Source organism: Microcoleus sp. PH2017_08_TRC_O_A, from assembly GCF_020738665.1.
Classification (GTDB): Bacteria; Cyanobacteriota; Cyanobacteriia; order Cyanobacteriales; family Microcoleaceae; genus Microcoleus.
The window spans coordinates 1-21,873 of the sequence record NZ_JAEQCE010000036.1 but is presented as its reverse complement, the minus strand read 5'-3'; the positions used below and the strand labels follow the sequence as shown (position 1 = coordinate 21,873).

18 protein-coding genes are annotated in these 21,873 nt (G+C 46.0%); 9 read left to right on the top strand and 9 right to left on the bottom strand.

The genetic code is table 11. The features are described 5' to 3' along the window. Nucleotides 1-4: 4 nt before the first annotated feature. Nucleotides 5-745, bottom strand: a complete 741-nt coding sequence (locus tag JGK22_RS14605) for a response regulator transcription factor (protein ID WP_293178935.1) — start codon at nucleotides 743-745, stop codon at nucleotides 5-7. Between the two features lie 340 nt (nucleotides 746-1,085). After that, entirely contained in the window at nucleotides 1,086-2,696 is a 1,611-nt protein-coding gene (locus tag JGK22_RS14600; RefSeq protein WP_293178938.1) for a glucose-6-phosphate isomerase, read from the bottom strand. A gap of 618 nt (nucleotides 2,697-3,314) precedes the next feature. Here JGK22_RS14600 and dusB point away from each other — a divergent pair. After that, nucleotides 3,315-4,328 (top strand): tRNA dihydrouridine synthase DusB, encoded by a 1,014-nt coding sequence (gene dusB, locus JGK22_RS14595; RefSeq protein ID WP_293274896.1) that lies wholly within the window; start codon nucleotides 3,315-3,317, stop codon nucleotides 4,326-4,328. A gap of 162 nt (nucleotides 4,329-4,490) precedes the next feature. Further along, nucleotides 4,491-5,411, top strand: a complete 921-nt coding sequence (argF, locus tag JGK22_RS14590) for an ornithine carbamoyltransferase (protein ID WP_293178941.1) — start codon at nucleotides 4,491-4,493, stop codon at nucleotides 5,409-5,411. A 315-nt stretch (nucleotides 5,412-5,726) separates the two neighbouring features. Here argF and JGK22_RS14585 read toward each other — a convergent pair whose 3' ends face one another. The 3 genes from JGK22_RS14585 to JGK22_RS14575 all read right to left on the bottom strand — a co-directional run bounded on the left by JGK22_RS14585 (nucleotide 5,727) and on the right by JGK22_RS14575 (nucleotide 8,475). Beyond that, nucleotides 5,727-6,311: a Uma2 family endonuclease gene (locus JGK22_RS14585; RefSeq protein ID WP_293206016.1), complete on the bottom strand. Its 585-nt coding sequence runs from the start codon at nucleotides 6,309-6,311 to the stop codon at nucleotides 5,727-5,729. A 169-nt stretch (nucleotides 6,312-6,480) separates the two neighbouring features. Further along, entirely contained in the window at nucleotides 6,481-7,155 is a 675-nt protein-coding gene (locus JGK22_RS14580; protein WP_293178947.1) for a response regulator transcription factor, read from the bottom strand. Between the two features lie 117 nt (nucleotides 7,156-7,272). Next, nucleotides 7,273-8,475, bottom strand: a complete 1,203-nt coding sequence (locus tag JGK22_RS14575; RefSeq protein WP_293233001.1) for a sensor histidine kinase — start codon at nucleotides 8,473-8,475, stop codon at nucleotides 7,273-7,275. 357 nt (nucleotides 8,476-8,832) lie between these two features. On the opposite strand from JGK22_RS14575, the gene JGK22_RS14570 reads away from it, so the two are divergent. Continuing rightward, nucleotides 8,833-10,182, top strand: a complete 1,350-nt coding sequence (locus tag JGK22_RS14570) for a calcium-binding protein (protein WP_293178953.1) — start codon at nucleotides 8,833-8,835, stop codon at nucleotides 10,180-10,182. Between the two features lie 418 nt (nucleotides 10,183-10,600). On the opposite strand, the gene JGK22_RS14565 is transcribed toward JGK22_RS14570, so the two are convergent. Next, entirely contained in the window at nucleotides 10,601-12,100 is a 1,500-nt protein-coding gene (locus tag JGK22_RS14565) for a family 10 glycosylhydrolase (RefSeq protein WP_293196791.1), read from the bottom strand. A 216-nt stretch (nucleotides 12,101-12,316) separates the two neighbouring features. Between JGK22_RS14565 and JGK22_RS14560 the strand changes: the two genes are divergently transcribed. Beyond that, a complete protein-coding gene (locus JGK22_RS14560; protein WP_293178959.1) occupies nucleotides 12,317-13,522 on the top strand; it encodes a hypothetical protein in 1,206 nt (401 codons plus the stop codon). Here the strand turns inward: JGK22_RS14560 and JGK22_RS14555 are convergent. Then, nucleotides 13,519-14,703, bottom strand: a complete 1,185-nt coding sequence (locus JGK22_RS14555; protein ID WP_293178965.1) for a DNA cytosine methyltransferase — start codon at nucleotides 14,701-14,703, stop codon at nucleotides 13,519-13,521. The two genes, JGK22_RS14560 and JGK22_RS14555, sit on opposite strands and share 4 nt — an antisense overlap. A gap of 291 nt (nucleotides 14,704-14,994) precedes the next feature. Here JGK22_RS14555 and JGK22_RS14550 point away from each other — a divergent pair, with 291 nt between their 5' ends. Then, entirely contained in the window at nucleotides 14,995-16,368 is a 1,374-nt protein-coding gene (locus JGK22_RS14550; RefSeq protein ID WP_293190596.1) for an MFS transporter, read from the top strand. Nucleotides 16,369-16,771: 403 nt separating this feature from the next. Here the strand turns inward: JGK22_RS14550 and JGK22_RS14545 are convergent, their stop codons facing one another. Beyond that, nucleotides 16,772-18,130 carry a calcium-binding protein gene (locus JGK22_RS14545; protein ID WP_293178971.1) on the bottom strand — a complete coding sequence of 453 codons (1,359 nt, stop codon included), beginning with the start codon at nucleotides 18,128-18,130 and terminating at the stop codon, nucleotides 16,772-16,774. 229 nt (nucleotides 18,131-18,359) lie between these two features. Beyond that, nucleotides 18,360-19,730 (bottom strand): calcium-binding protein, encoded by a 1,371-nt coding sequence (locus JGK22_RS14540; RefSeq protein ID WP_293178974.1) that lies wholly within the window; start codon nucleotides 19,728-19,730, stop codon nucleotides 18,360-18,362. A gap of 135 nt (nucleotides 19,731-19,865) precedes the next feature. On the opposite strand from JGK22_RS14540, the gene JGK22_RS14535 reads away from it, so the two are divergent. The 4 genes from JGK22_RS14535 to JGK22_RS14520 form a co-directional block, all read left to right on the top strand. Then, complete coding sequence (locus JGK22_RS14535; protein WP_293178989.1) at nucleotides 19,866-20,075, top strand: hypothetical protein; 210 nt, start codon at nucleotides 19,866-19,868, stop codon at nucleotides 20,073-20,075. Continuing rightward, a complete protein-coding gene (locus JGK22_RS14530; protein WP_293178977.1) occupies nucleotides 20,075-20,590 on the top strand; it encodes a GNAT family N-acetyltransferase in 516 nt (171 codons plus the stop codon). Before JGK22_RS14535 ends, JGK22_RS14530 begins: the two co-directional genes overlap by 1 nt. A gap of 289 nt (nucleotides 20,591-20,879) precedes the next feature. Beyond that, nucleotides 20,880-21,626: a HEAT repeat domain-containing protein gene (locus JGK22_RS14525; RefSeq protein WP_293150888.1), complete on the top strand. Its 747-nt coding sequence runs from the start codon at nucleotides 20,880-20,882 to the stop codon at nucleotides 21,624-21,626. Nucleotides 21,627-21,681: 55 nt separating this feature from the next. Then, nucleotides 21,682-21,873, top strand: a 192-nt coding sequence (locus JGK22_RS14520) for a PD-(D/E)XK nuclease family transposase (protein ID WP_293178980.1), incomplete at its 3' end; no start/stop codon positions are given.

Here is a 21,873-nt window from a genome sequence, read left to right as displayed (position 1 = left end):
ACAATTACCAATTACCGACCAAATGGTGTTCCATCGCAAAGCGAACCAGTTCTGCCCGGTTGTTGCTTTCAGTTTTTCTGAACAAGCTGCTGACGTGCTTTTCGATGGTGCGAGGACTGAGGTGGAGCCGATCGCCGATTTGAATATTAGAAAGACCTTCTGTCAGCAAATCTAGCACTTCCTGCTCTCGTTGCGTCAAATTCGGAGCATCGCCACTGCCATATACCCGCGCGAACGAGCTATCCCGTAAAGAATCGCGCGTTTCTGGTTTTTGAGTTAAAAAATCAGTTTGAGGCTGGTCATTGGCGATGATACCTGTCGCTGTTGGCATCTGTTCGGGTTCGGGGGAACGAGACGGTGCCTGAGCAATTAGAGCGTAGCGATCGAGCAAAGAGCGAATTACCGCGCCCAATTCCGGGAGTTCAAAAGGCTTAGCCAGAAAATTGTCGCACCCCATCTGATAGCCGCGAATCCGTTCCTGCGTACTCGTCCGTTCCGTCAAAAAAATCACCGGTAGCAATCGGAAGGCGGGACGAGTCCGAACTCGACGCACGAATTCGTAGCCATCCATCTCGGGCATTGTAATGTCGGTAACAATCAAATGTGGCTGAAATTCCTCTACCAAGCCTAAAGCATCTTTGCCGTTCTCAGCAGCGATTACAGAGTATCCCGTAATTTCCAGATAATCGGTAATCGACAAGCGCGTCGCGAAATCGTCGTCAGCAACCAGAATCGTCAAGGGCATGGGCGGACATTAAAAATTAAACATTAAAAATTAAAAGTGATTAATTTCACTTTTAATTTTTAATTCTACTGTTTAATTCTGTTGTTGACACTCCCCGAATATCAAGGTACCGGGATTCTTAAGACATTTCTGTCAAAATATCCCTTTTGTTAAGGTTCCTTTCGCTGACTACGTTTACACGCTTAAGTGCGTAGTCATGTCTCCTCAAAATGTTTTGGGCGTAGACTTTCCCACCGGCAGGGGGTTGGTTTTTTAATCTTGTCTGATGTGTTTATTTTACCATATTCATTTGTGAAGATGGATTTGTTATTTTACTGAACAATGGCGAAAAGCCGGCCACTCAAGAAGGGGTTTTAGACCCATCTCTCTGATAAGTTGCAGTTAAAGTACCAGGTTGCGCTAATGTTCCCTGCAAAGCTACGCCGCGCCCGTTGGCTGCCAAATGCCGCAGAGTTTTGTAAATTGTCTCGATTTGCTCTGGTCTTCCTGCTTTTTTTGCTATTTCTGATACAGACAGAGGTGTTGGAGCGTCTTTGATGACTTGCAGCACCAGTTGCTGCAAATCCAACACAGCAGCGGCCGCTTTTTTACCGGCTTCAACCCCTGGCTGGTGATAGGCATTGACATTTACCAAGGAACCGTAAAAACCTACGGCTCTTTCGTAGAGGGCGATTAATGCTCCTACTGTCCGAGGGTTGACTTTTGTAATTGTGACGGTGATTGAATCTCGATGATTTTCGTACAAAGCTTGTCGAGTTCCCTGCAACAAACCAGATAAATAATCTCCCGAGGTGACGCCCGGTTCTACTTCTGGAGAAATTCCTTGCCTGTCTTCCAAAACTTCGATAAATGTTAGGAAGAAATTCGGCACGCCTTCTCGGAGTTGCTGGACGTAGGCGTGTTGGTCGGTGCTGCCTTTGTTGCCGTAGACTGAGATTCCTTGATAAACTGTGTTGCCGTCTAAATCTTTTTCTTTGCCGATCGATTCCATGACTAATTGCTGCAAATAGCGGCTGAACAATAGCAGGGAATCTTTGTATGGCAAAACTACCATGTCTTTCTCGCCGCGTCCGTTGCAGGCAAAATACCAGGACAGGGCTAAAAGGGCTGCGGGATTGTTTTTAATGTCGGGAATTCTGGTAGCTTCGTCCATGACTTTAGCGCCATCGAGCATCGCCCGAATGTCGATGCCTTGCAAAGCTGCTGGTAAAAGTCCGACTGCTGAGAGTTCCGAAGTGCGTCCTCCCACCCAGTCTGACATGGGGAAGCTGGCTATCCAGCCTTGTGCTTTGGCTAATTTGTCTAGTTGGCTGTCTGTGCCGGTGATGGCAACTGCCTGTTTGGCGAAGTCGAGTTTTTGGGCTGCGAAGGCTTTTTGAACTTCGATCATGCCGTTGCGGGGTTCGGGGGTGCCGCCGGATTTGGAGATAGTAATTACTAAGGTGCTGCTGAGTTTGTCTTTGATTTTGTTGAGGATGCGATCGATCCCAGCCGGATCTGTGTTGTCAATAAAATGAATTGCTAGGGGTGGAATGTCTGGGGATAGGGCTTCGGCGACGAATTGAGGCCCGAGGGCAGAACCGCCAATGCCGATCGAGATAATATCGGTAAATTGCGGAGCAAATGGCGGTTTAATATCGCGACTTTGAACTTTTTTGACAAATTCTTCGACTTGTGATATGCCTTCGACTATTTCTTGTTTTAATTCTGGAGTGGGAGCTAAATCGGGGTTTCGCAGCCAGTAGTGGCCCACCATGCGGTTTTCGTCGGGATTGGCGATCGCGCCTGCTTCCAAAGCTGTCATATCTTTGAAAGCTTTGTCAAATTTGGGCTTCAGTGCTGCTACCGCATCGTCGTCGAATCCCATCCGGCTGATATCGAGATAAAGTCCCAATCCAGAGTGATAGTAAAGCCAGTCTTGATAGCGTTGCCAGAGTGCTGCGGCGTCCATATAATTCTCTACGATTCTTATAATGTTCGATCGGGCTAGTCGGGAATCAACCAATTGTAGTTTAAAACGATGTTATGTATGGCTTTTGCAGAATCCCAATAAATTTAAGCATTAGTCGTCTGAAGGCGAAACCCTCCGACAGGCAGAAGAGTCTGGCAGAATTAGAGAATAAAAATGTGACTAGCCCAACAGTCTGAGTAGGTAGAACGCCCATTAGTGGCAAGGCCCCATAGATACATCAAAAGTAAAGTGAAAGCGACAGATAGATTTAAATGTTGTCAGGGTTCGGCTTGGGATTTTAGTTTGACAACAGTTAAATTTTGGCAAGTCCCTTTAAAATAGGCATTGCAGTCTGGTTAAATATACTTTTTGCGGTCACTCAATCATCGGCTAAAAATATAATGAACAACTGTCAAATACCAAAATTGTAGTATAATATACAGCAATAGTGCTTCACTTAAGAATGCTCCCCCTAGCCCCCCGACTATCAGGGGGAGACAAGAGTATTTTCAAAGTCCCCCGACTATCAAGGGATGCGAGGGGGATCTCCGGGCAATAAACAGCGCGAACAGAAACGTATTGGAATATACAGATATTATAATTAAAGTGCGATCGACTATGCTTACTCTATCTCCAGAATTACAAGAAAGATTAGCAACTCCGCTGAAAATCGGCGACTTTGAAGTCAAAAGCCGCGTCCTGCAATCGCCCTTATCCGGCGTAACCGATTTGGTATTTCGCCGCCTGGTGCGCCGCTATGCCCCGGATTCGATGATGTACACCGAAATGGTCAATGCTACGGGTTTGCACTACGTGAAGCAACTGCCACGAATTATGGAAATCGATCCAAACGAGCGCCCGATTAGCATTCAATTGTTTGACTGTCGGCCGAATTTTTTGGCGGAAGCGGCACAAAAAGCTGTAGCAGAAGGAGCGGATACTGTTGATATTAATATGGGCTGTCCGGTTAACAAAATTACTAAAAACGGCGGCGGTTCTTCGCTGCTGCGAGATCCCGAAACAGCAGAGGCAATTGTGCGGGCGGTTGTGGATGCTGTAGATGTTCCTGTGACAGTGAAAACTCGCATCGGTTGGACTGACAAAGAAATTAATATTGTGGAATTTGCCAAGCGGATGGAAGATGCGGGAGCAAAAATGATTACCGTGCACGGCCGCACGCGATCGCAAGGTTACACCGGCCCGGCAAAATGGGAGTGGATTCGCCGTGTTAAGGAAGTTTTATCGATTCCTGTGATTGGTAACGGAGACATTTTTTCAGTGGAAGCAGCGATGCGGTGTCTCGAAGAAACCGGCGCCGACGGAGTGATGTGTTCGCGGGGAACTTTGGGCTATCCATTCTTGGTGGGAGAAGTCGATTATTTCTTGAAAACAGGTGTGGAAAAGATACCTCCGACACCAATTGAACTTCTCGAATGTGCTAAGGAACATCTGCGGGCTTTGTGGGAATACAAAGGTGAAAGCGGTGTCTCTCAAGCGCGCAAGCACTTAACCTGGTATGCTAAGGGCTTCCCCGGTGCTGCGGAATTGCGGGGTGTGTTGGCTGTGGTAGAAACGGTTGAGCAAGGTTGCGAATCGATCGATCGCGCGATCGAGCAATTGCCAGCAGTTTAAAACCCTGGGAGAGGGACTCGCCAAAAGCCCGCTGTTGCGAGTCCAATCGCTCGCAAAAAGTAAGGTTCGTAGTGAGGACTTTAGTCCTCTAATTCAGAGGACTAAAGTCCTCACTACGAACCATTTTTATTAACAGTTGAAAATTTGTGTGTAGGGGAAAGCATGGACTCATTAAAAGGGCGAGATTTATTAAGTCTGGCCGATTTAAGCATTGACGAATTAAATTATTTACTGGATCTCGCAACCAGTTTAAAATCGGGAATGGTCAAGCTGAAACGCAACAAAGTTCTCGGCTTGTTATTTTCCAAAGCTTCGACACGAACGCGGGTGAGTTTTACGGTGGCAATGTATAAATTGGGAGGGCAAGTAATCGACCTCAATCCCAATGTAACACAAGTCAGCCGTGGCGAACCGTTGGTAGATACCGCCAGAGTTTTAGACAGATATTTAGATATTTTGGCAATTCGGACTTTCGAGCAAAAGGATTTAGTAACTTTTGCCAATTATGCCAAAATTCCTGTAATTAATGCTCTGACAGATGACGAACATCCATGTCAAGTGCTGGCGGATTTAATGACAGTTAAAGAGTGTTTTGGCAAGCTGGAAGGACTGACGCTGACTTATTTTGGTGACGGCAACAACATGGCTAATTCGCTGATGTTGGGCTGTGCAATGATGGGGATGAATGTCAGAATTGCTTGTCCTAAAGATTTCCTGCCAAATCCTGAAATAGTAGCAAAAGCTGAGGCGATTGCTAATGGCAAAACCGAAGTTACTGTGACGGCTGATGCGGAAGCTGCTGCTAAGAATACTCAAGTGATTTACACTGATGTTTGGGCAAGTATGGGACAGGAAGAGGAGGCTAAACTCAGAATTCCTTTGTTTGAACCTTATCAGGTAAATGAACGACTGGTAGGGATGGCCGATCGCAATGCCATCGTACTGCACTGTTTGCCGGCACACCGGGATGAAGAGATTACCGATGCGGTGATTGAAGGTTCGCGATCGCGCGTTTGGGATCAAGCGGAAAATCGGATGCACGCTCAGCAAGCTTTGCTGGCTAGCATTCTCGAAAGCGATTAGGTTAATAAGATAAGACGGCGGTTAAGACGGCGGTTAAGACGGCGGTTGAAACCGCGTCTACACAGACAAAACCCACCTCCGTGGGTTGAAGAGTGGGCAGTTAAAATTACGCGATCTTCGGAGTCTTCCGTTATTTCAAAATAAGACGGCGGTTGAAACCGCGTCTACACAGACAAAACCCACCTCCGTGGGTTGAAGAGTAGGCGGTTAAAATTACGCGATATTCTGAGTCTTCCGTTATTTCAACCGCCGTTTTATCTGAACCGTATTGGATCAAAACCGACTGCAATTATTGTATTAGTTTGATAGCGGTTGTCAATTTGATATAATAGGTGGCAGCATTTCCCCAATTGCAATATTAAAAGCGGGAAATTGCAGCGGTGAAATACTGGCAGTTTCCTCAAGAATGACTTCGCTTTGATACCCATCATCAGCGGGTTCTCGAAAAACGTGCAGTTGTCTGTCATTCACATTTAATACCCAATAATCCACAATTCCCGATCGCGCGTAGATGTTGGCTTTAACTTCGCGATCGTAAGCTAAGCTGCTGTCTGCCACTTCGATAATTAGATATACTTCTGATGGCGTCGGATGGTGAGTGGCGTAGTCAAAGGGATCGATTCTAACTACAGCGATATCCGGTTCGGGTTCGGAATTGTCATCGAGGGCGATCGGATCTTGCATTCGTACCCAAGCCAGATTTCCAAAAAGGTTTTGCAGCAATCTATCTGTACGCCCTAAAGCGGAGGTGTGAGCAGTTCCTTTTGCACTCATTCTGATAATATTTCCTGAAACTAATTCGACTCGTTCCTCTGGGTGAAAAAATCCCATCTCTCCCAGCTTCTGATATTCTTTAACTGTCCATTTGCGGAGCGTAAAAGGGGCTTCTGTTATTAGCATAGCTTCACCAAAAATATCGCAATTCCATCCAGGATAATTTTATTGTAGCTTATTAGGTAAAGTATGCAGCGGTAATCCGAGCGGGATTGTGCAGCCTCTCTATTCCCTCTCTCTGCGCCCTCTGCGCCCTCTGCGGTTAATAAAAAAACAATAAAATGATTCAAATGATTCAGGTTTCGATCGCCGAATTGGCGTAAATTGCCAATTGCGATCGATTTCGTAAATTCAACCGATTCAGTAGATGAGTAACATGAGTTTTCACCGTTCCCTCAGAAATAAACAACTGCTGGGCAATATCTCGGTTAGTTAAACCTTTACCAATCAACTGCAATACCTCTTGTTCGCGCGGGGTTAATTGTGTCAGTGCAGCGAGTTTCGAGGGTTGAGCGGTAGGTGCTGGATTAGTAGGTTCTGAATTAGTAGGTGCTGCACAAAATCCTGTTATTAGCTTATCCATTAAGCCAGGAGCCAGTTGAGTATAACCCGATTGCACCAAACGAATTGCCTGTGCTAACTCTTCCGATGGCATATCTTTCAACAAATAGCCCTTGGCCCCGGCCCGCATCGCATCAACAATGTATCCATCGTCATCAAAGGTAGTTAATACCAAGACACTCGTATTTGGAAATGACTGGCAGATCAGGCGAGTTGCTTCTCTACCATCCATCACGGGCATTTTTAAATCCATTAATACAACATCGGGTTGGAGAGCTTCGACTTGCTCTAGAGCAGCTTTACCGTTGTGGGCAATTCCAATCACTTCTAAATCTGATTCTAGGCTTAACATAGCCTTGAGCCCTTGGCAGATAAGCTGCTGATCGTCAACTAGCAATAGACGAATCATGGGGAAATTCCTAAATCTCTTATCCCATAATAGTTCTTAATTGCACAGACAAAGAAAAAACGCCAAAAGAGGTTACGTTAATTTTACATTTTGTTACATGAAGTAATTTATTTTCGCCTACCTACTTAACGGCAGGCTAACATCGATTCTACATCCCGCTGCGGGTGATGTTTCCAGGTGAAACTCTCCGTTGAGAGAAGCAATTCGCTCTTGCATTCCTCGCAATCCAAACCCGCCAGTACCACTTTCTAATTTGAACCCCCGCCCGTTATCCTCAACAGTCAGGTGCACTCGATCGCGCGTTGTTTGTAATTGCAGGTGCACCTCGGTAGCTTGGGCGTATTTGCAAATGTTGGTCAAGGCTTCTTGCACGATGCGATACAGCGTTTTGACAACTTGAGGTGGTAATACAACTTCCACGCAAATGCTGCTGGTAACAGTAATGCCCATACTCTGGCGAAAGTCTTCCATCAGCGAGGAAATCCCCTGTTCCAAGGTTTCTTCTGCTTCTGCGTCAGCCCTCAGCGCATTTACCGATTGTCGAACTTCTTTCATCGCCACCTTACCGAGTCGGTGTGCTTGTTCCAAAAACGGTTGTGCCTCTGTTGGGTCATGCTGCCAGAGTTTCATGGCGGTTTGCAGTTGAATGTTGAGCGAAGTCAAGGCGTGACCCAGCGAATCGTGAATCTCTCTAGCAATGCGATTGCGTTCCTGAACCGCTGCTAAATCTTCTATTTGCAGGGCATATTCTCGTAGCTGCGCGTGGGCTTGCGATAGTTGTTCCTGAGTTCTACGTTCTGCTAGTAAGGTACTGACCAACTGCGACACGAAAAATAGCCCCAATCCAAACATCAACAATTCTGCCGTCTGGTGCATCCAAATTTGTTGTTGCTCGACATTAGGCAACATCAGGGGTATCACTCTTTGAAGATACTGAACTTGATGAAACATATACATTACCAGCGAAAGACCTGCCACTATCCACCGACCGGGAGATTCAAATAAAAAACAACTGCGAATTAACACGATCAAATACAGCGTCGGTAGGATATGCAGGTATCCCAAGGTTGTTCCGTAGAAGATCAGACCCATTTCGATCGCCGTATAGAGATAGCGAAACGAAGTTTTGCCTGCCGGCAAGATCCATCCCATCAAGGCCAGGGATACCAGGATCAGAATGTGCTGTACGGGAATACTTTGACGCTGCCACGCTTCGATGCCTGCCATCACTCCACAACTGGCTAACATGATCCATTCGGTGTACAGCAAAAAGCGAAACGGTTGGGGTTGGGTTTTTAGTAGGGATGCGATCGCAGTCATGGCAGGGGCCTCCAGTAGTTGTGGCTCTCAGTATTCCCAAAAAATACTGCAAGTCAGACTGAATGTCTATAAAACTCGGCAATTTTCTAACTTTCGCTGATGCTACCCCTGGGAACTATGACTAAAGTTATAGCCGATCGGGAGAGGCAGCGCGAACATCGCACTCGGCAGTAATGGGCGATCGCGACTTTTGGCAGATAAGCGGGCGATCGAGAATATCCATTTCGTTGATGTCAGATCGAGACGTTTTTCAGATGTGTTGAACCGAGTTTATTTCCTAAGATTGTGACATAGCAAACCAAAGCAAACAGTTTTGATTTGCCTCAATAATTCACTTAATATCTAGGAGCAACCAACATGGCTTTAATTAATGGAACCAACGGCAACGACAATCTGAACGGTACTGCTGCTAGCGATACCCTGCGGGGATTGGACGGAAACGATAATCTGTTTGGCGGTTTCTTTGGGGACGATCTTCTGGATGGTGGAAACGGAAATGATACAGCGACCTATCTAGGATTTGGTAATAATATAATTGCGTCTTTAGAGACTAACAAAGCAACTTTTTTTGGAGGTAGCGGAACTTTCATCGGTATTGAAAACTTAATTGGTGGTAACAATCAAGATGTCTTGACTGGCAACGCTTTTAACAATCTGATCGATGGTAGTTTTAGCAATGACGACATCTCGGGCCGGGCAGGGGACGATCGCCTAATTGGTGGAGACGGATTCGATACTTTAAGGGGAGAATTAGGCAACGATAACCTGCGAGGTGGCAACGATACGGATTTGCTAGACGGTGGAGATGGGGCAGATTTCCTCGCTGGCGACAAGGGTAACGATACGATGATCGGCGGCAGTGGCGATGACAACTTTCAATGGGTGGATGGCGACGGCAGCGATCTGATTCAAGGCGGCAGCGGTAGCGATAATTTGTTATTCAACGGTTCGATCGCGCAAGGGGATAATATTAACCTCACCCAATCGGGATCGAACATTGTATTGCAGCGCACCAATCTCGTCCCCGTAACCTTAACAACCACAGGCATAGAAAGTTTTAATGCAATTAACGGTTTAGGTGGCGATGATGTTTTGACTGTCAGCAATCTAGGCGTGGCAAGCGGTGTCGGATTTATCCAATTCACGGGGGGGGATGGCAACGATCGCCTGAATGCGAACTCCAGTGTATCGCCAAACATCGATTCTAGTGGTGGTAACGGTAATGATGTTTTGAACGGCGGTAACGGCAACGACTCGCTATCGGGCGATCGAGGAAATGACGTTATTGTTGGGGGTAACGGGAACGATTTAATTAAAGGTGCCGAGAGTGGCAATCTGGGACGGGGTGAGATCGATGTGCTCATCGGCGGCGCAGGTCGAGATACTTTTGTGCTGGACAATTTCTATAATGATGGCAACATCATTGCAGATGGCGATGCGCTCAACTTTTTCAATGGCATTGATGGCACGGGAGATTTTGCTCGCATCATAGACTTCAGAATCGGTGACGATCTGATTCAACTGTCCGGGCCTCGCAATAGCTATGAGCTCAAACCCATCACCAATTCCCTGCGAGGAGGGAGTGTCGCTCAAGATATGGGAGTTTTCAAGAAAGGATTTTTACAGCCCCTTGAGTTGATTGCGATCGTTCAAGATGCACCCAGTAACCTAAATATCAACGATACAACGCAATTCAGAATCAGCTAGTTTTGTGTCGATCGATCGCACTGCTGTTAGTTTGGAGCGAGTTTTGATTGTAGCTTGGGTAAGGTGCACGGGTTTCAGCTTAACTTGTTTTCCTGCGGTCAGCTTAATGCGCTTTCTCCCAGTCCGGCAGGGGTTTAAACCCCTGCCTCATAGCTTAAGTCGGTTAAAACCGACTGCAATTATTAAATTTATAGCCTTTCTCACAAAGATTCGCGGACGTTGTTGGGAAGAAGGCCCTCTTGATTTAAGCGGTTATATAAGCTGTCAGTCATACCTCATCTTTCTGAGAAAGGCTATATTACATAAATTAATCGTTACAAATAGATAATTCATGAATTAGTAAGGTGCGCAGTGCACACCCTAAAAAGTGGCTACAAACTAGCGAAGTAAGGTGCACATTGTGCACCCTACAGACTGATTAAGAGGCGGCGAAATTCACTTTTGTGACTTCACCTGCGACAACATTAACTGTTTGTTGAATTTGACTTCCATCAACTTTTAACTGATAAGTTCCCGGAGAAAGCTCGATCGCACCAAACCATCCTTTACCATCCGCCCGCAGTTGGCGCACCTTGCCACCAGCATTAACTGCCTGCAATGTCAAGCCCGCGCCGTCGCAGCTTCCTTGGCACTGTTGCAAATTTCCGGCGATCGCCCCAGCAGTCGGCCGCGACTTCCAAGGCATATCAGGAATCCCCGCCGGAGTGGCCCACACAGGCTGAGTTTGAACAGTTTTACCCGTTGCACCATCAACGTATTGACTAGGCTGCGACAGCGCATTATAAAACCAATCATTACTCTGCGACAGGAATTTCCAAGGCTGACGGGGCAAATCACCACTACCGCCCGATCGCAATTCAACGTTACTGTAAATATTGGTGCTAGCGTAGGAATAAAGCACCGTACCAGCAACGCGATTTCCTTTCGCAGAAGGCGCTTCGGCGCGGCGAATCTGCCCTAGAGTGTCTTCGATGTAGTTGAGATAGTTGCCAGGCCCGATCGCGATTTGGCGGTTGTACTGGTGGTCTTTAGCGTACTCGATCCAGTGGTCGTAACCCATCTTTTGCTGTGGCTTGTACTCGCGCTGGTAAGTCATCGGCATCGCCATGTCGAGAATACCTTCTTCCAGCCAAGCGCGCCAATCCTGCAATACTTCTCTGTAGGGCTGCGTTTTATACCAGCCTGCATCGTTAGCTGGGCCGTCTCCCCAGGCGATCGTCGCTGCGGTAATTTTAACGCGCGGTTTAATCGCCATGGCTTCTACATAAAGCTTCCGCACTAAATTTGTCACCTGATCGCGCCGCCACTGCATCCACAGAGGATCGCTGGCTGCCGGTTTGCCCGATCGACCGTTTTGTTGGTTGAAACGGGCGATCGAAGTAGGATTGTAGCCCCAATTCGGCCCGCCGTAGCGCACGTAATCTAGCTGTACGCCGTCCACATCGTAGCGCTTCAACAAGTCCAAATAGACAGAAACAGTATAATCTAGGGCGTCTGGATTACCGGGATCGAGGAAACCTTTCGCTTCGCCACTCGAAATCAGCATCGCCCAATTGTCCTTTCCTGGGGCATTGGGCCCATGTTGTTGCCAAACATGATTTGCAGGAAGTTTACCACCGGAAACTACTGGTAGCGTCACCATCCAAGCGTGTACTTCTATACCTGCGGCGTGGGCTTTGTCAATCAAATCTTGGAGGGGATCGAAACCTGCTGGAACATTCGGATCGGTGGTGCGGGGTTCGATCGCACTCGTGTAAAAGGCATCGCCACGGCGGCGGACTTGGGCGACGATCGCGTTGGCATTAGCCCTCTGTGCGTCAGCAATCAACTTGGTTACTTCTTGAGGCGTTTTGAAACCGGGGTTGAATGCGTCCACCCAGAAGGCGCGAAATTCGCTGGTTGGGGTTAGTGGAGGCATAATGGCGATTGCGCGATTCGGGAACAAGTTGGATAACCAACCGGGAGTCAGCAGAAAACTGATTGTTAAGCCGATCGCGAACAGGCTTGACAAAAAGAGTGTTTTAGTATTTCGCATGAGGAATGTGTGAGAGAGCGTTTAACTGTCCTTTACGGACTTTTGGTGTGAGCGTCCGCTTGACATTTTGGCACATCTTTGAGTTAAAAAACTGATAGCGTGAAACTGTGTTCTGGAATAGCGATCGCTTATACTGGATTCTGGTATTTTCTATACAATCGCTTTATTTTTTCAATGTACGAACGCACTGATAGTGAGATTGAAGCAATTCAAGAACTACTCTCGCCACACTTTGGAACTGGTTTTGAGCCTGACGAACTGACAAATAGCGAACAGACAATCATCGAACAGGTATTGAAGTATGTAGGTAGCCGATTTACCCGGATGAAATATATCCTGGGTCTTGCCCTTGATTTTGCGATCGTCGCACAGCGTCTATCTAATGTTGATGACTCTGCCAAAAGATTAAGAGAAAATCTGACAATTGAACAATTATTTCAACGTTATCAAGTTGTCACTGAACGGGGAGAACAACAGGCAAATACACTAACTTTAAAATTTGGTCAATCAACTCAAGTAGGTATCCGACGTATAGAAGAGTCTATTGTTCAATTTTTTCACAGTCTCAATCGTTCTAAATATCCCAGTGCTTATGTTTACAATACAGGTCAATGGCAAAAATTTCAAGACCTACTGATTCTCTGTTTTAGTCTATCCGAGTCTGGACGATTTCAACTATGTCAACAACTTATTGATTTTGGTCTCGAACGATTGCTAAAGAACATATTTGTTACGAGAGAATCTTTGCGAATTCGCTTATTTGCCGAGATAGTAAGCAATTACCCGCGCAGCGATCCAGATGAAAATGGAGGTTTAGTTTTTCAAGCCATTGCTTGCGGTTATTTCAAAGCAGATCGACCTCATCTTAGCTTTGTAGTTGATAAGGTACGCACAGGTTCGTCAAGACAGCGGCGTTTTGGAGATATTGATTGTTATTACGGCTTGGATCTAGAAATATCAATAGAAGTAAAAGACTGCCACATTTCCATGAAAAACGTCAAGCAACAATTGGGAAGTTTCCAGAAACAAGTAACAGGTAATCAAATCCTTGGTGTGGCTTTTATACTCTCCATAGACGGCGAAGCGAGTTCTATACTTAGCGACAGTGGCATCATTTCCTTCGCACAAGATGAGTTAATTAGATCCGTGAGGATCTGGGATTGGCAAAAGCAGGATGCAGCCGTGCATGAGATGCTTCACTATCTTGCTCATGTTGAACAGAATCCTAGTGCTGTTGGCAGACTGCTGGCATTTATTCGCGATCGAGATCCCCAACACAACTCTCTTACTTATTATCAAAGTTAAACTGTGATTTCAAGAGCAAGCTGAATCGGAAAATTCAACTCTGAATTGAGTGACTTTACTTTTTGCGATCGGGCTATAACAATTTCATCATCTGAATGGCTTTGATAAGCCTTGATAACTTCCTTTCCTACCGCAAATCCGAGTAGTGGCGGTACGGCATTTCCGACTTGAAGGTACTGTGATGTTCTCGAACCAATCACCTCAAAATCATCGTCAAAAGATTGCAGCCTCAATCCTTCACGGACAGTCAATCCCCGATGCTGACTTGGATGAGTCGCTCGTGCAGACGAAGGTTTTCTCATGTTAGATGTTACAGCAATAGCTGGTTTATCACTAGCTAGCCGAGCATAGCTATTGTGAAAACCGCTGGCTGGTTGAAGGATCTCGGGAATTGACTTTCTGTTGCCACCATCTGGGATATACTTCAGAATTTCAATTAACTTTTGTGAATGATTGGCCGCCTCGTGATGTAGCAATATATTGGCGGTTTTCCGCCTAGCTATTTGATACTCAGTTTGCGGCATAATCTGGTAAAATTTACAAATCTCTCCAGCATTTAATGGCGGTAAATCTGAAATTGCATCAGCTACATTGACATAATAGTGAGAACTTGGCAGTGGAAACTCAGGCGGCAGCAATCCATCAAGCCAACCTATAAAAAAAGCACGCTTTCGCAGTTGTGGTACGCCGTAGTCAGCCGCTTTTAAAAGGCGACATTTCATGTGATAGCCGATATCAGCAAAGCTAGCGATGACTGAATCGCGCACTTTGCCTCCCTGCATTACCAACATTCCTTCAACATTCTCGATAATCACATAAGCCGGACGAATTTCAGCCACCAAGTCGCGAAAATTGCACCATAAAGAATTGCGAGGATCTGTAATCTCTCGCTTGCCAACGGTGCTAAATCCTTGGCACGGTACTCCCCCAGTAATGATGTCGATTTCTGCTACCGAAATTTTAAAGAACTCCTCTATCTCGGAAACGGTTGTCTGTGTTAAGTCAGATAGCAAACAGGGAAGTGGAGATAGGTTTCGTTCAAAAGTTTGTTTGGCGTTTTGACAGTAATCTATGCCGCCGATTGCTTGAATTCCAGCACGTTTAAAACCCAGAGTTAACCCTCCAATGCCGCAAAACAAGTCAAGGCTACGCGGAAAATGCTTTGTTTGAGTTTTTGTCATCGTTAGCTACCTCTTGAGAGAACTATATGAAAAGTCAACATACTTTTGCGAACTTACGGCACTTCCGACTGGGATCAGAATGTCCGCGCTGACTTCGTTCATTTTAACGGACAACATCTGTTGCAGGCTTATTCAAAAGATGAAAATATTTGTGAGCCAGAATGATGCTAAAATACGCTGTTTGTATGGCTGGTGCTGGCATCAGCACAACATATACTGTGATGTCAGCGGTTGAATTGACCGGAAATTGTCGATCGCACTCAGTAAACCAAATCAGTAGTTAGGCAAAATATGTCTGCAATGGAAAAAAAACCGATCGATGGATTGTGGGTATCAGTATTATACTTCGCTCAGGGTCTCCCGTACACCGTCGTTAATTTAATGTCGGTGATTTTTTTGAAAGGGATGGGAACCAGCAACGAACTAATCGGATTGACAAGTCTGTTATCTTTTCCTTGGGTATTAAAAGGTTTGTGGGGGCCCGTTGTTGATATGTATTCCACTAAACGCAAGTGGATTTTAAGAACGGAAATCATTTGTGCTTTTCTGTTTGCTTTCCTAGCTTTTGGTGTGTTGACGCCCCTGGCTATTATTATATCGCTGGTTGTGTTTACAGCGATCGCCTTTGTTTCAGCTACTCACGACATCGCCATTGACGGATTTTATTTAAACACTCTCAATAAAGACAAACAAGCACTATTTGTCGGTGTTCGCAACACGGCTTATAGAGGTGCCGTGATTGTCGGTAGCGGTGTCTTGGTTTTCTTGGCCGGTAAACTAGCAGAACAGCATTTAATCCCGGTAAATGCAGGCGATACTAAAACATATCAGGAGATTCCGCTGTCACTTTTCGGTTCGTCTTATAATGTGTCTCCGATTAACTACGGATGGGCGACAGCCTTTGGCATTTGCGCGCTGATTTTTGTGCTGATTTATCTGTTTCAGCGGTGGTATCTTCCCTATCCTAGAAATTCTGCTGCGGAAACAGGCGCACCCCAACAAAAAATTAGCTTTTTTGAGTCATTTAAAACCTATTTCCAGCAAGATAAAATTGGTTGGATTGTGACTTATGTCTTGATTTTTCGATTGGGAGATGCCCTGACTTTTAAAATGGCTCCTCCATTTTTAATGGATAAAGTTGAGAAGGGAGGATTAGCAGTTTCTACGTCAGATATGGGTTTGCTATCAGGTACTGTCGGGATAATTTTTCTGTTAATCGGAGGGTTGCTGGGCGGTTATTTGATTGCGAAACAAGGACTGAAAAAATGGATGTGGCCGACGGCGATTATGCAAAATTCAACTAACTTGCTGTATTGGATGTTGGCAATCAATCAACCGGGGATTGAGTGGGCCTATGCTGTAAATTCGATCGAGCAATTTACTTACGGACTTGGTGTAGCTGCCTATACAGTGTTCTTAATGCGGACTGTCCGCCCTGATTACGAAGCATCCCACTACGCGATTACCACGGCTTTCATGGCCGCAGGAGTGCTGATTCCGGGCGTTTTTAGCGGTTATTTACAGACTGCATTGGGCTATCAAAATTATTTCTTGTTTAGTTCACTGGCTGTGATTCCCGGTATGCTGACGATTTTCTTTTTGCCACTAGAAGATGAGAAAAAATTAGAATCTATGCCCCGGCCTGGACTGGACGATCCAGATTAATTAAATTGTATCTGTAATTAGGTACGTAGTTGCGATGAAAGCGCGCTCTTGGTGAATATAAGCTAAGAGCGCTGAAGCGCAACTACGTACCTTAGAGGGAGGCAACGCAACCTTTGATCGATACTTTTGATAGTTTTATATCTCCTATCCTGACAATTGCTCCACCCTGGATTGCCCCGATAGATAAGGGGTAGGCACGGGACACTACCCCTACAAATCTTCATGAATATTTTAGGAATACTATAATTTACTCCACAAAATATAGGACACAACAATGTTGTATCCCTACCCCATATAGCAATCCTAAAATTAGGTACTTAGTTGGGCAAAGTGCGCTCTTCATAATATAAGCTAAGAGCGCTGAAGCGCAACTACGTACCTTTAGGATTGCTATAGTCGCCAACTAAATCGAAATAAAATCCCTGGCTGTTAGCGGACTGCTTAGTACGCCGAAGAAACTGGCAAGAACTTCACCACTGCTGGCAATTTCGATGGTTGTTGAAATATCGGCTTGAGTAATTCTCAGTTGGTTGAAGCTCAAACCTCTGGTCAAACCAATTGAATCTTGACCCTGTTGAAAGTCTAGAAGTGTATCTGTACCTGCCCCTGCTCCTAACACAAATACGTCGCGTCCAGCGCCACTAATTAACAGATCCGCACCCACTCCGCCAACGAGGGTATCGTCGCCGTCTCCCCCGCTCAAATTGTCATCTCCTTTGCCGCCGAATAACTGATCGTTGCCGAGGCCACCGCTGATAATATCGTTACCTTTATTGCCGCTGAGAGTATCGTTTCCCCCATTACCAGTTATAATATCGTCCCCGGCCAAACCTGAGGTTGTATTGTTGGCATCGTCGCCTACTAAATTATTAATTTGGGAGAGGTCGAGAGCAGTTTTCATTGCAAGAACGTTTCCGAGAAAAGAGGTTCCCGGAGTGGTTCTCAATTGCTCTAAACTGCTGCGGGAAGCCAGGGCTTTTCCTAAGGGTGGCAGCGCAAAGTTTAAGCCTGCTAACAGCTCTAAATAATCTGAATCTGTAAAATTGAAATCCGGGCGGTTCAACTGGTCTACAGATATCTCTGTCTTGGTCAAACCGGGAGGAGGAGAGCTTAACAAACCACTTTGGGTGTGCTTGTCCAAGACAAGTAGCGGGTTAATAATCGGGTTAGTAAATGTTTCAAGAACTACTTTTCCGGGAAGAAAAGCTTCTCCTCCCAAACTAACAAAATCGCCACTAACTATATAGTGAGTTACATTTTTGCCTGCACTCGCTTTCTGCTTAAATGTATTGACTATACTTTGAGCAATTCCGGGAGAATTAAAGGTAACAATATCTCCGATCGCAGATGTGAATTCTGTGGCGGCTAGTTGCGTTATGGCGCCGCCCAAGCTGTGCCCGAGAAGGTCTGGTGGCAAGCGGCGGGGGTTTTTTGTTGTGTCTTGACCGATTTGTGTCAGCCAAGTTCCTAAGGCTTGTTTGTTGGCTTCAAATTGGTTGAAGCCGACGCTTCGCTTGTCTGCGTTGGCAAGATCGTCTACGAGGGAGTCGGTGCCGCGAAATACTAGAACTGGCGGTTTGTCTGGGGTGGTGGAGATTAAGCCGATCGCGTGAAATCCCGTTAGGGGATCGTCAAAAGTGCGATCGATTCGGTAGCCGACAGCCGTCAAACCAGCTTGAACTACAGTTTGTAACTGGGGGTTGTTATCTATGTAAACAAGCTGCTTGGCTATAGTTTCGTAAGCGGCGGGGGAGGATGGCATATTTTTGTTATTTCCTGTCGTTTGATTGGGATTGGCTTTTTAAGCTAGTCAACTCATTTTACAGTAAATTAGGTTAATAAACAATATTTGTTTCTCCTATTGCGCGTTCCTAAATCACCCAATAGTCGGCTTGTGGCAGCGGATTTCGCAATAGCAAAAAACACACAAAAAAAGATTTACGCGCAATAACTTGCAGTTGTTGCGCTACCCAAACTACTATTTTGATCCATTAAATCTGCACGAAATCCGGTCGCGTGAGGTCGTTAGCGGACACGCCTCTGACGGTAGCAATAATTTCCCCAGTAATCGGGATAGTAATTACAGCTCCGTCAGCACTTGGGGTAACAATAATTTGAGGGTAAGTTAGACCCCGTGATAGGCCAATTAAATCTTCACCCTTTTTAAAATCGACAATCACATCTGCTCCGCCACCTGATTCTAATACAAAGCGATCGCGCCCTGCACCGCCAATTAAAAAATCGTTGCCAAATTCGCCGGAAATGAGGTCGTTTCCGTCGCCACCATCCAAAAAATCGTTGTTTCTGCCACCGTACAAGAAGTCGTCACCACTGTCGCCACTGAGGCTGTCATTATCTCGATTGCCTCTGAGAGTGTCGTTACCGGCGTTGCCGATAATTGTATCCTCTCCAGGGCCACCGCTAGCAGTATTGTTGCGAGCGTCGCCTAATAAATAATTTGCTTGCAGGGGAGCTAAACCGAATTGCATTTGTCTGATTAAGTCCACAAACGAAAATTCTGAGGCTGTTCTCAAACTCTCTGCACCGGCTCGGTTTCTGATTGCCACTGACACATTTGCTAGGGGAAAATTTAGTGCAGCAATAAACTCGTTAAAATCTGAGTCGTTGTTACTATAAGTAAATTCGGGACTGTTTAAGTTTTCGAGGGAAAATTGCCTCTGGAAAAAATCTGCGGGTGGAGCAGTTAACAAGTTTTCTCTGCGATGTTTGGCTAAAACACTTAAGGGATTAATAGTCGGGTCTGTGAAAGTTTGGAGAAATACTTTTCCCTGGATAAATGCTTCGCCAAACAAACTGACAATATCTCCGCTGACAATGTAGTGACTGACATTTTTGTTGCCTGCCCTACTGAGATTTTTCCGAAAATTGCTGGCGATACTCGCTGAGACTCCGGGAGAGTTGAAAGTCAAGATATCGCCGCTCAGAGATGTGTATTCGCTGGCTACAATTTGAGCGATCGCTCCGCCCCAACTGTGCCCGACGACATCGGGCAATAATTTGCTGGGGTTTTTGGCAGTATCTTGACCGATTTCTGCGAGCCAGTTTTTGATACTATCTTTGTTTTTTTCAAATTCTGGTAAGCCTATGTCGCGGGAGGCAGAAAACATAGCGTCGCCGTCGATGAAGTCGGTACCTCGAAATACGAGGACTGGCGGTTTGGTGGGGTCAGAGGAACCGAAGCCGATCGCGTAAAATCCGGTTTCTTTGTCGTCCAATATGCGATCGATATAGTAGCCGTTAGTGTCCAGGAAGCGCGAAACTTGATTTTGCGCGTTCGGCTTTTGATTCAAAAAAACAATTGACTTAGCCAGAGCTTCATAAACAGCAGGCGAGGCACTCATAATATTTTATTTGGTGTTTGTTGGTATTTGCGATCGCTCTGGTTTTGAGCTAATTTTCCACTGTCAGCCATTATAACTGACAAGATTTGTATGGTACACTTGATAATATCTACTCAAGAATCATTTTTTGCGGTTATGACTATCATTCGTCAATACATTGCTCCATTGATCGCAATATTAGTATTTTTCGTGGCTCTGGTAGCAGTCAGCGCTCGCATCTTTTTGCCGGCTGACATGGCTGCCCCGGCACCGATTGAGGAACCGATCCCGCTCCATCAAGCGGTATCTCTGAATCCTATTTTCTTGGGGCTCAATTATTCCTCTCTCCCTGTCCAAATTCGCTGATGTCTGCTCAGTTGATACCGGGCTACAGGCTGCGATCGGGTTCTGGACTCGATCGCGCAAAACTGCTAAAGTTCCTGCACCATACTTACCGAGAGCTTTACCCCGATCGCGAATTGGGACATTTGGCTCAAACTGTCGAGCAGTATTTTTCTAAACAGACGCCGCTTTGGTGGGTAGAGTGCCTGAAAAACAGCCCGTTCGAGGGAGAAAGTTTTTCCGGGATCCCCTCGCAGCCGGCAAATCCCACATCAGTTGTCGGATGTTTGTGGTTGGGAAATGCGATCGACCAAACCACTGGAGAACGCCACGGTCACATTTTTCTGCTCTACATAGCACCGGAACACCGCCGTCAGGGACTAGGTGCAGCTTTAGTTATTCAGGCAGAAAATTGGGCGCGTTCAAGAGGCGATCGGCAAATTGGTTTGCAAGTTTTTCTGAGCAATCAGCCTGCGATGAATCTCTATCAAAAATTAGGCTATGAGAGTCATTCTGTCTGGATGATCAAATCTCTTTGAAAAACCAGAGGTATTTGTTTGCAGTCAGGGGTGCAGCGGCTTGTGCAAGGCAAATATGTTTGTAGGGGCGAAGCATGACCGCAGTCAATATAAAATTATAACTAATAACTTATATGCGGTCATGCTTCGCCCTCTTCAAAAACCAGATGCACCAGCTCTTCTTCCTGACTGCGAACAATAGGAGGACTTGAGAGTTGAATCGGAATGCTTTTATTGCCGGAAATGCTAATTTATATTGACCGCTGAATCAGTTGCGCCCGTAGCATCCTCTCTGCGGTAAAGTTTTTTTATGAACAATAACGACTACACCAACGCCCTCGATCTTGATACGGAACTGGAAAGCCCTTTGGATCATTTTGATGAATCCGAACCCCCGCTACCAGATCCAGAGGAAATGCTGCCTTTGCTGGAATCGCCGGAACCTCAGCACCGGATGATGGCGGCGCGGGCTTTTTGCGAACTCCAGGACGATCGCGCGATTTCGCATTTAATTAATTTGTTAAGAGACGGTTGTCCCTTGGTGCGGGTGAGTGCGGCCTATGCTTTGGGGCGAAATCCAAGTCCCGATGCTGTGGAACCGCTGATCGAGCAACTCAACCGCGATTGGAACGGTTACGTTCGCAAAGGGGTAGTTTGGGCCTTGGGAAATTGCAGAGATCACCGCGCTTTATCGCCCTTAATTGATGCTCTGAGAACTGATATTTCGGCGGTACGTTTGTGGGCGGCGAGTTCTCTGGGTCAAATGGCAAAAGTTGGTTACTATGTGGTGATTGCGGGGATTCCACCGTTGATTCAAGCATTGCGAAGAGACTCTGTATCTGCCGTTCGCAGTAATTCCGCTTGGGCGATCGGGCAACTGGCGCGCGAGTTACCGAATAATGTAGTGTACGCTGGGGCGATCGACGCTTTAATTGAATCATTAGAAGAAGATGAAGACATGGGCGTGCGCGACGATGCTAAATCTTCGCTGTTGCGAGTCGGCGATCCGCGAGGTTTGCAGATTATTGAAGACTTAGAAATGGAAGGAATATTATAATGAATATTCCACAATTAAGCACCGTTTACAAATTCCCAATTACCCGTTACCAATTATGAACTTCATCAATCCCAAAACAGATTTTGGCTTCAAAAAAATCTTTGCATCGCCCCAGCACAAAGAAGTTTTGATTAGCTTCCTGAATGCCATGCTCTACAACGCAGAGCCGACAATTCAAGACTTAGAAATCATCGACCCCTACGCCGCACCAGCAATTACTGGTTTAAAAGACACTTACCTGGATGTC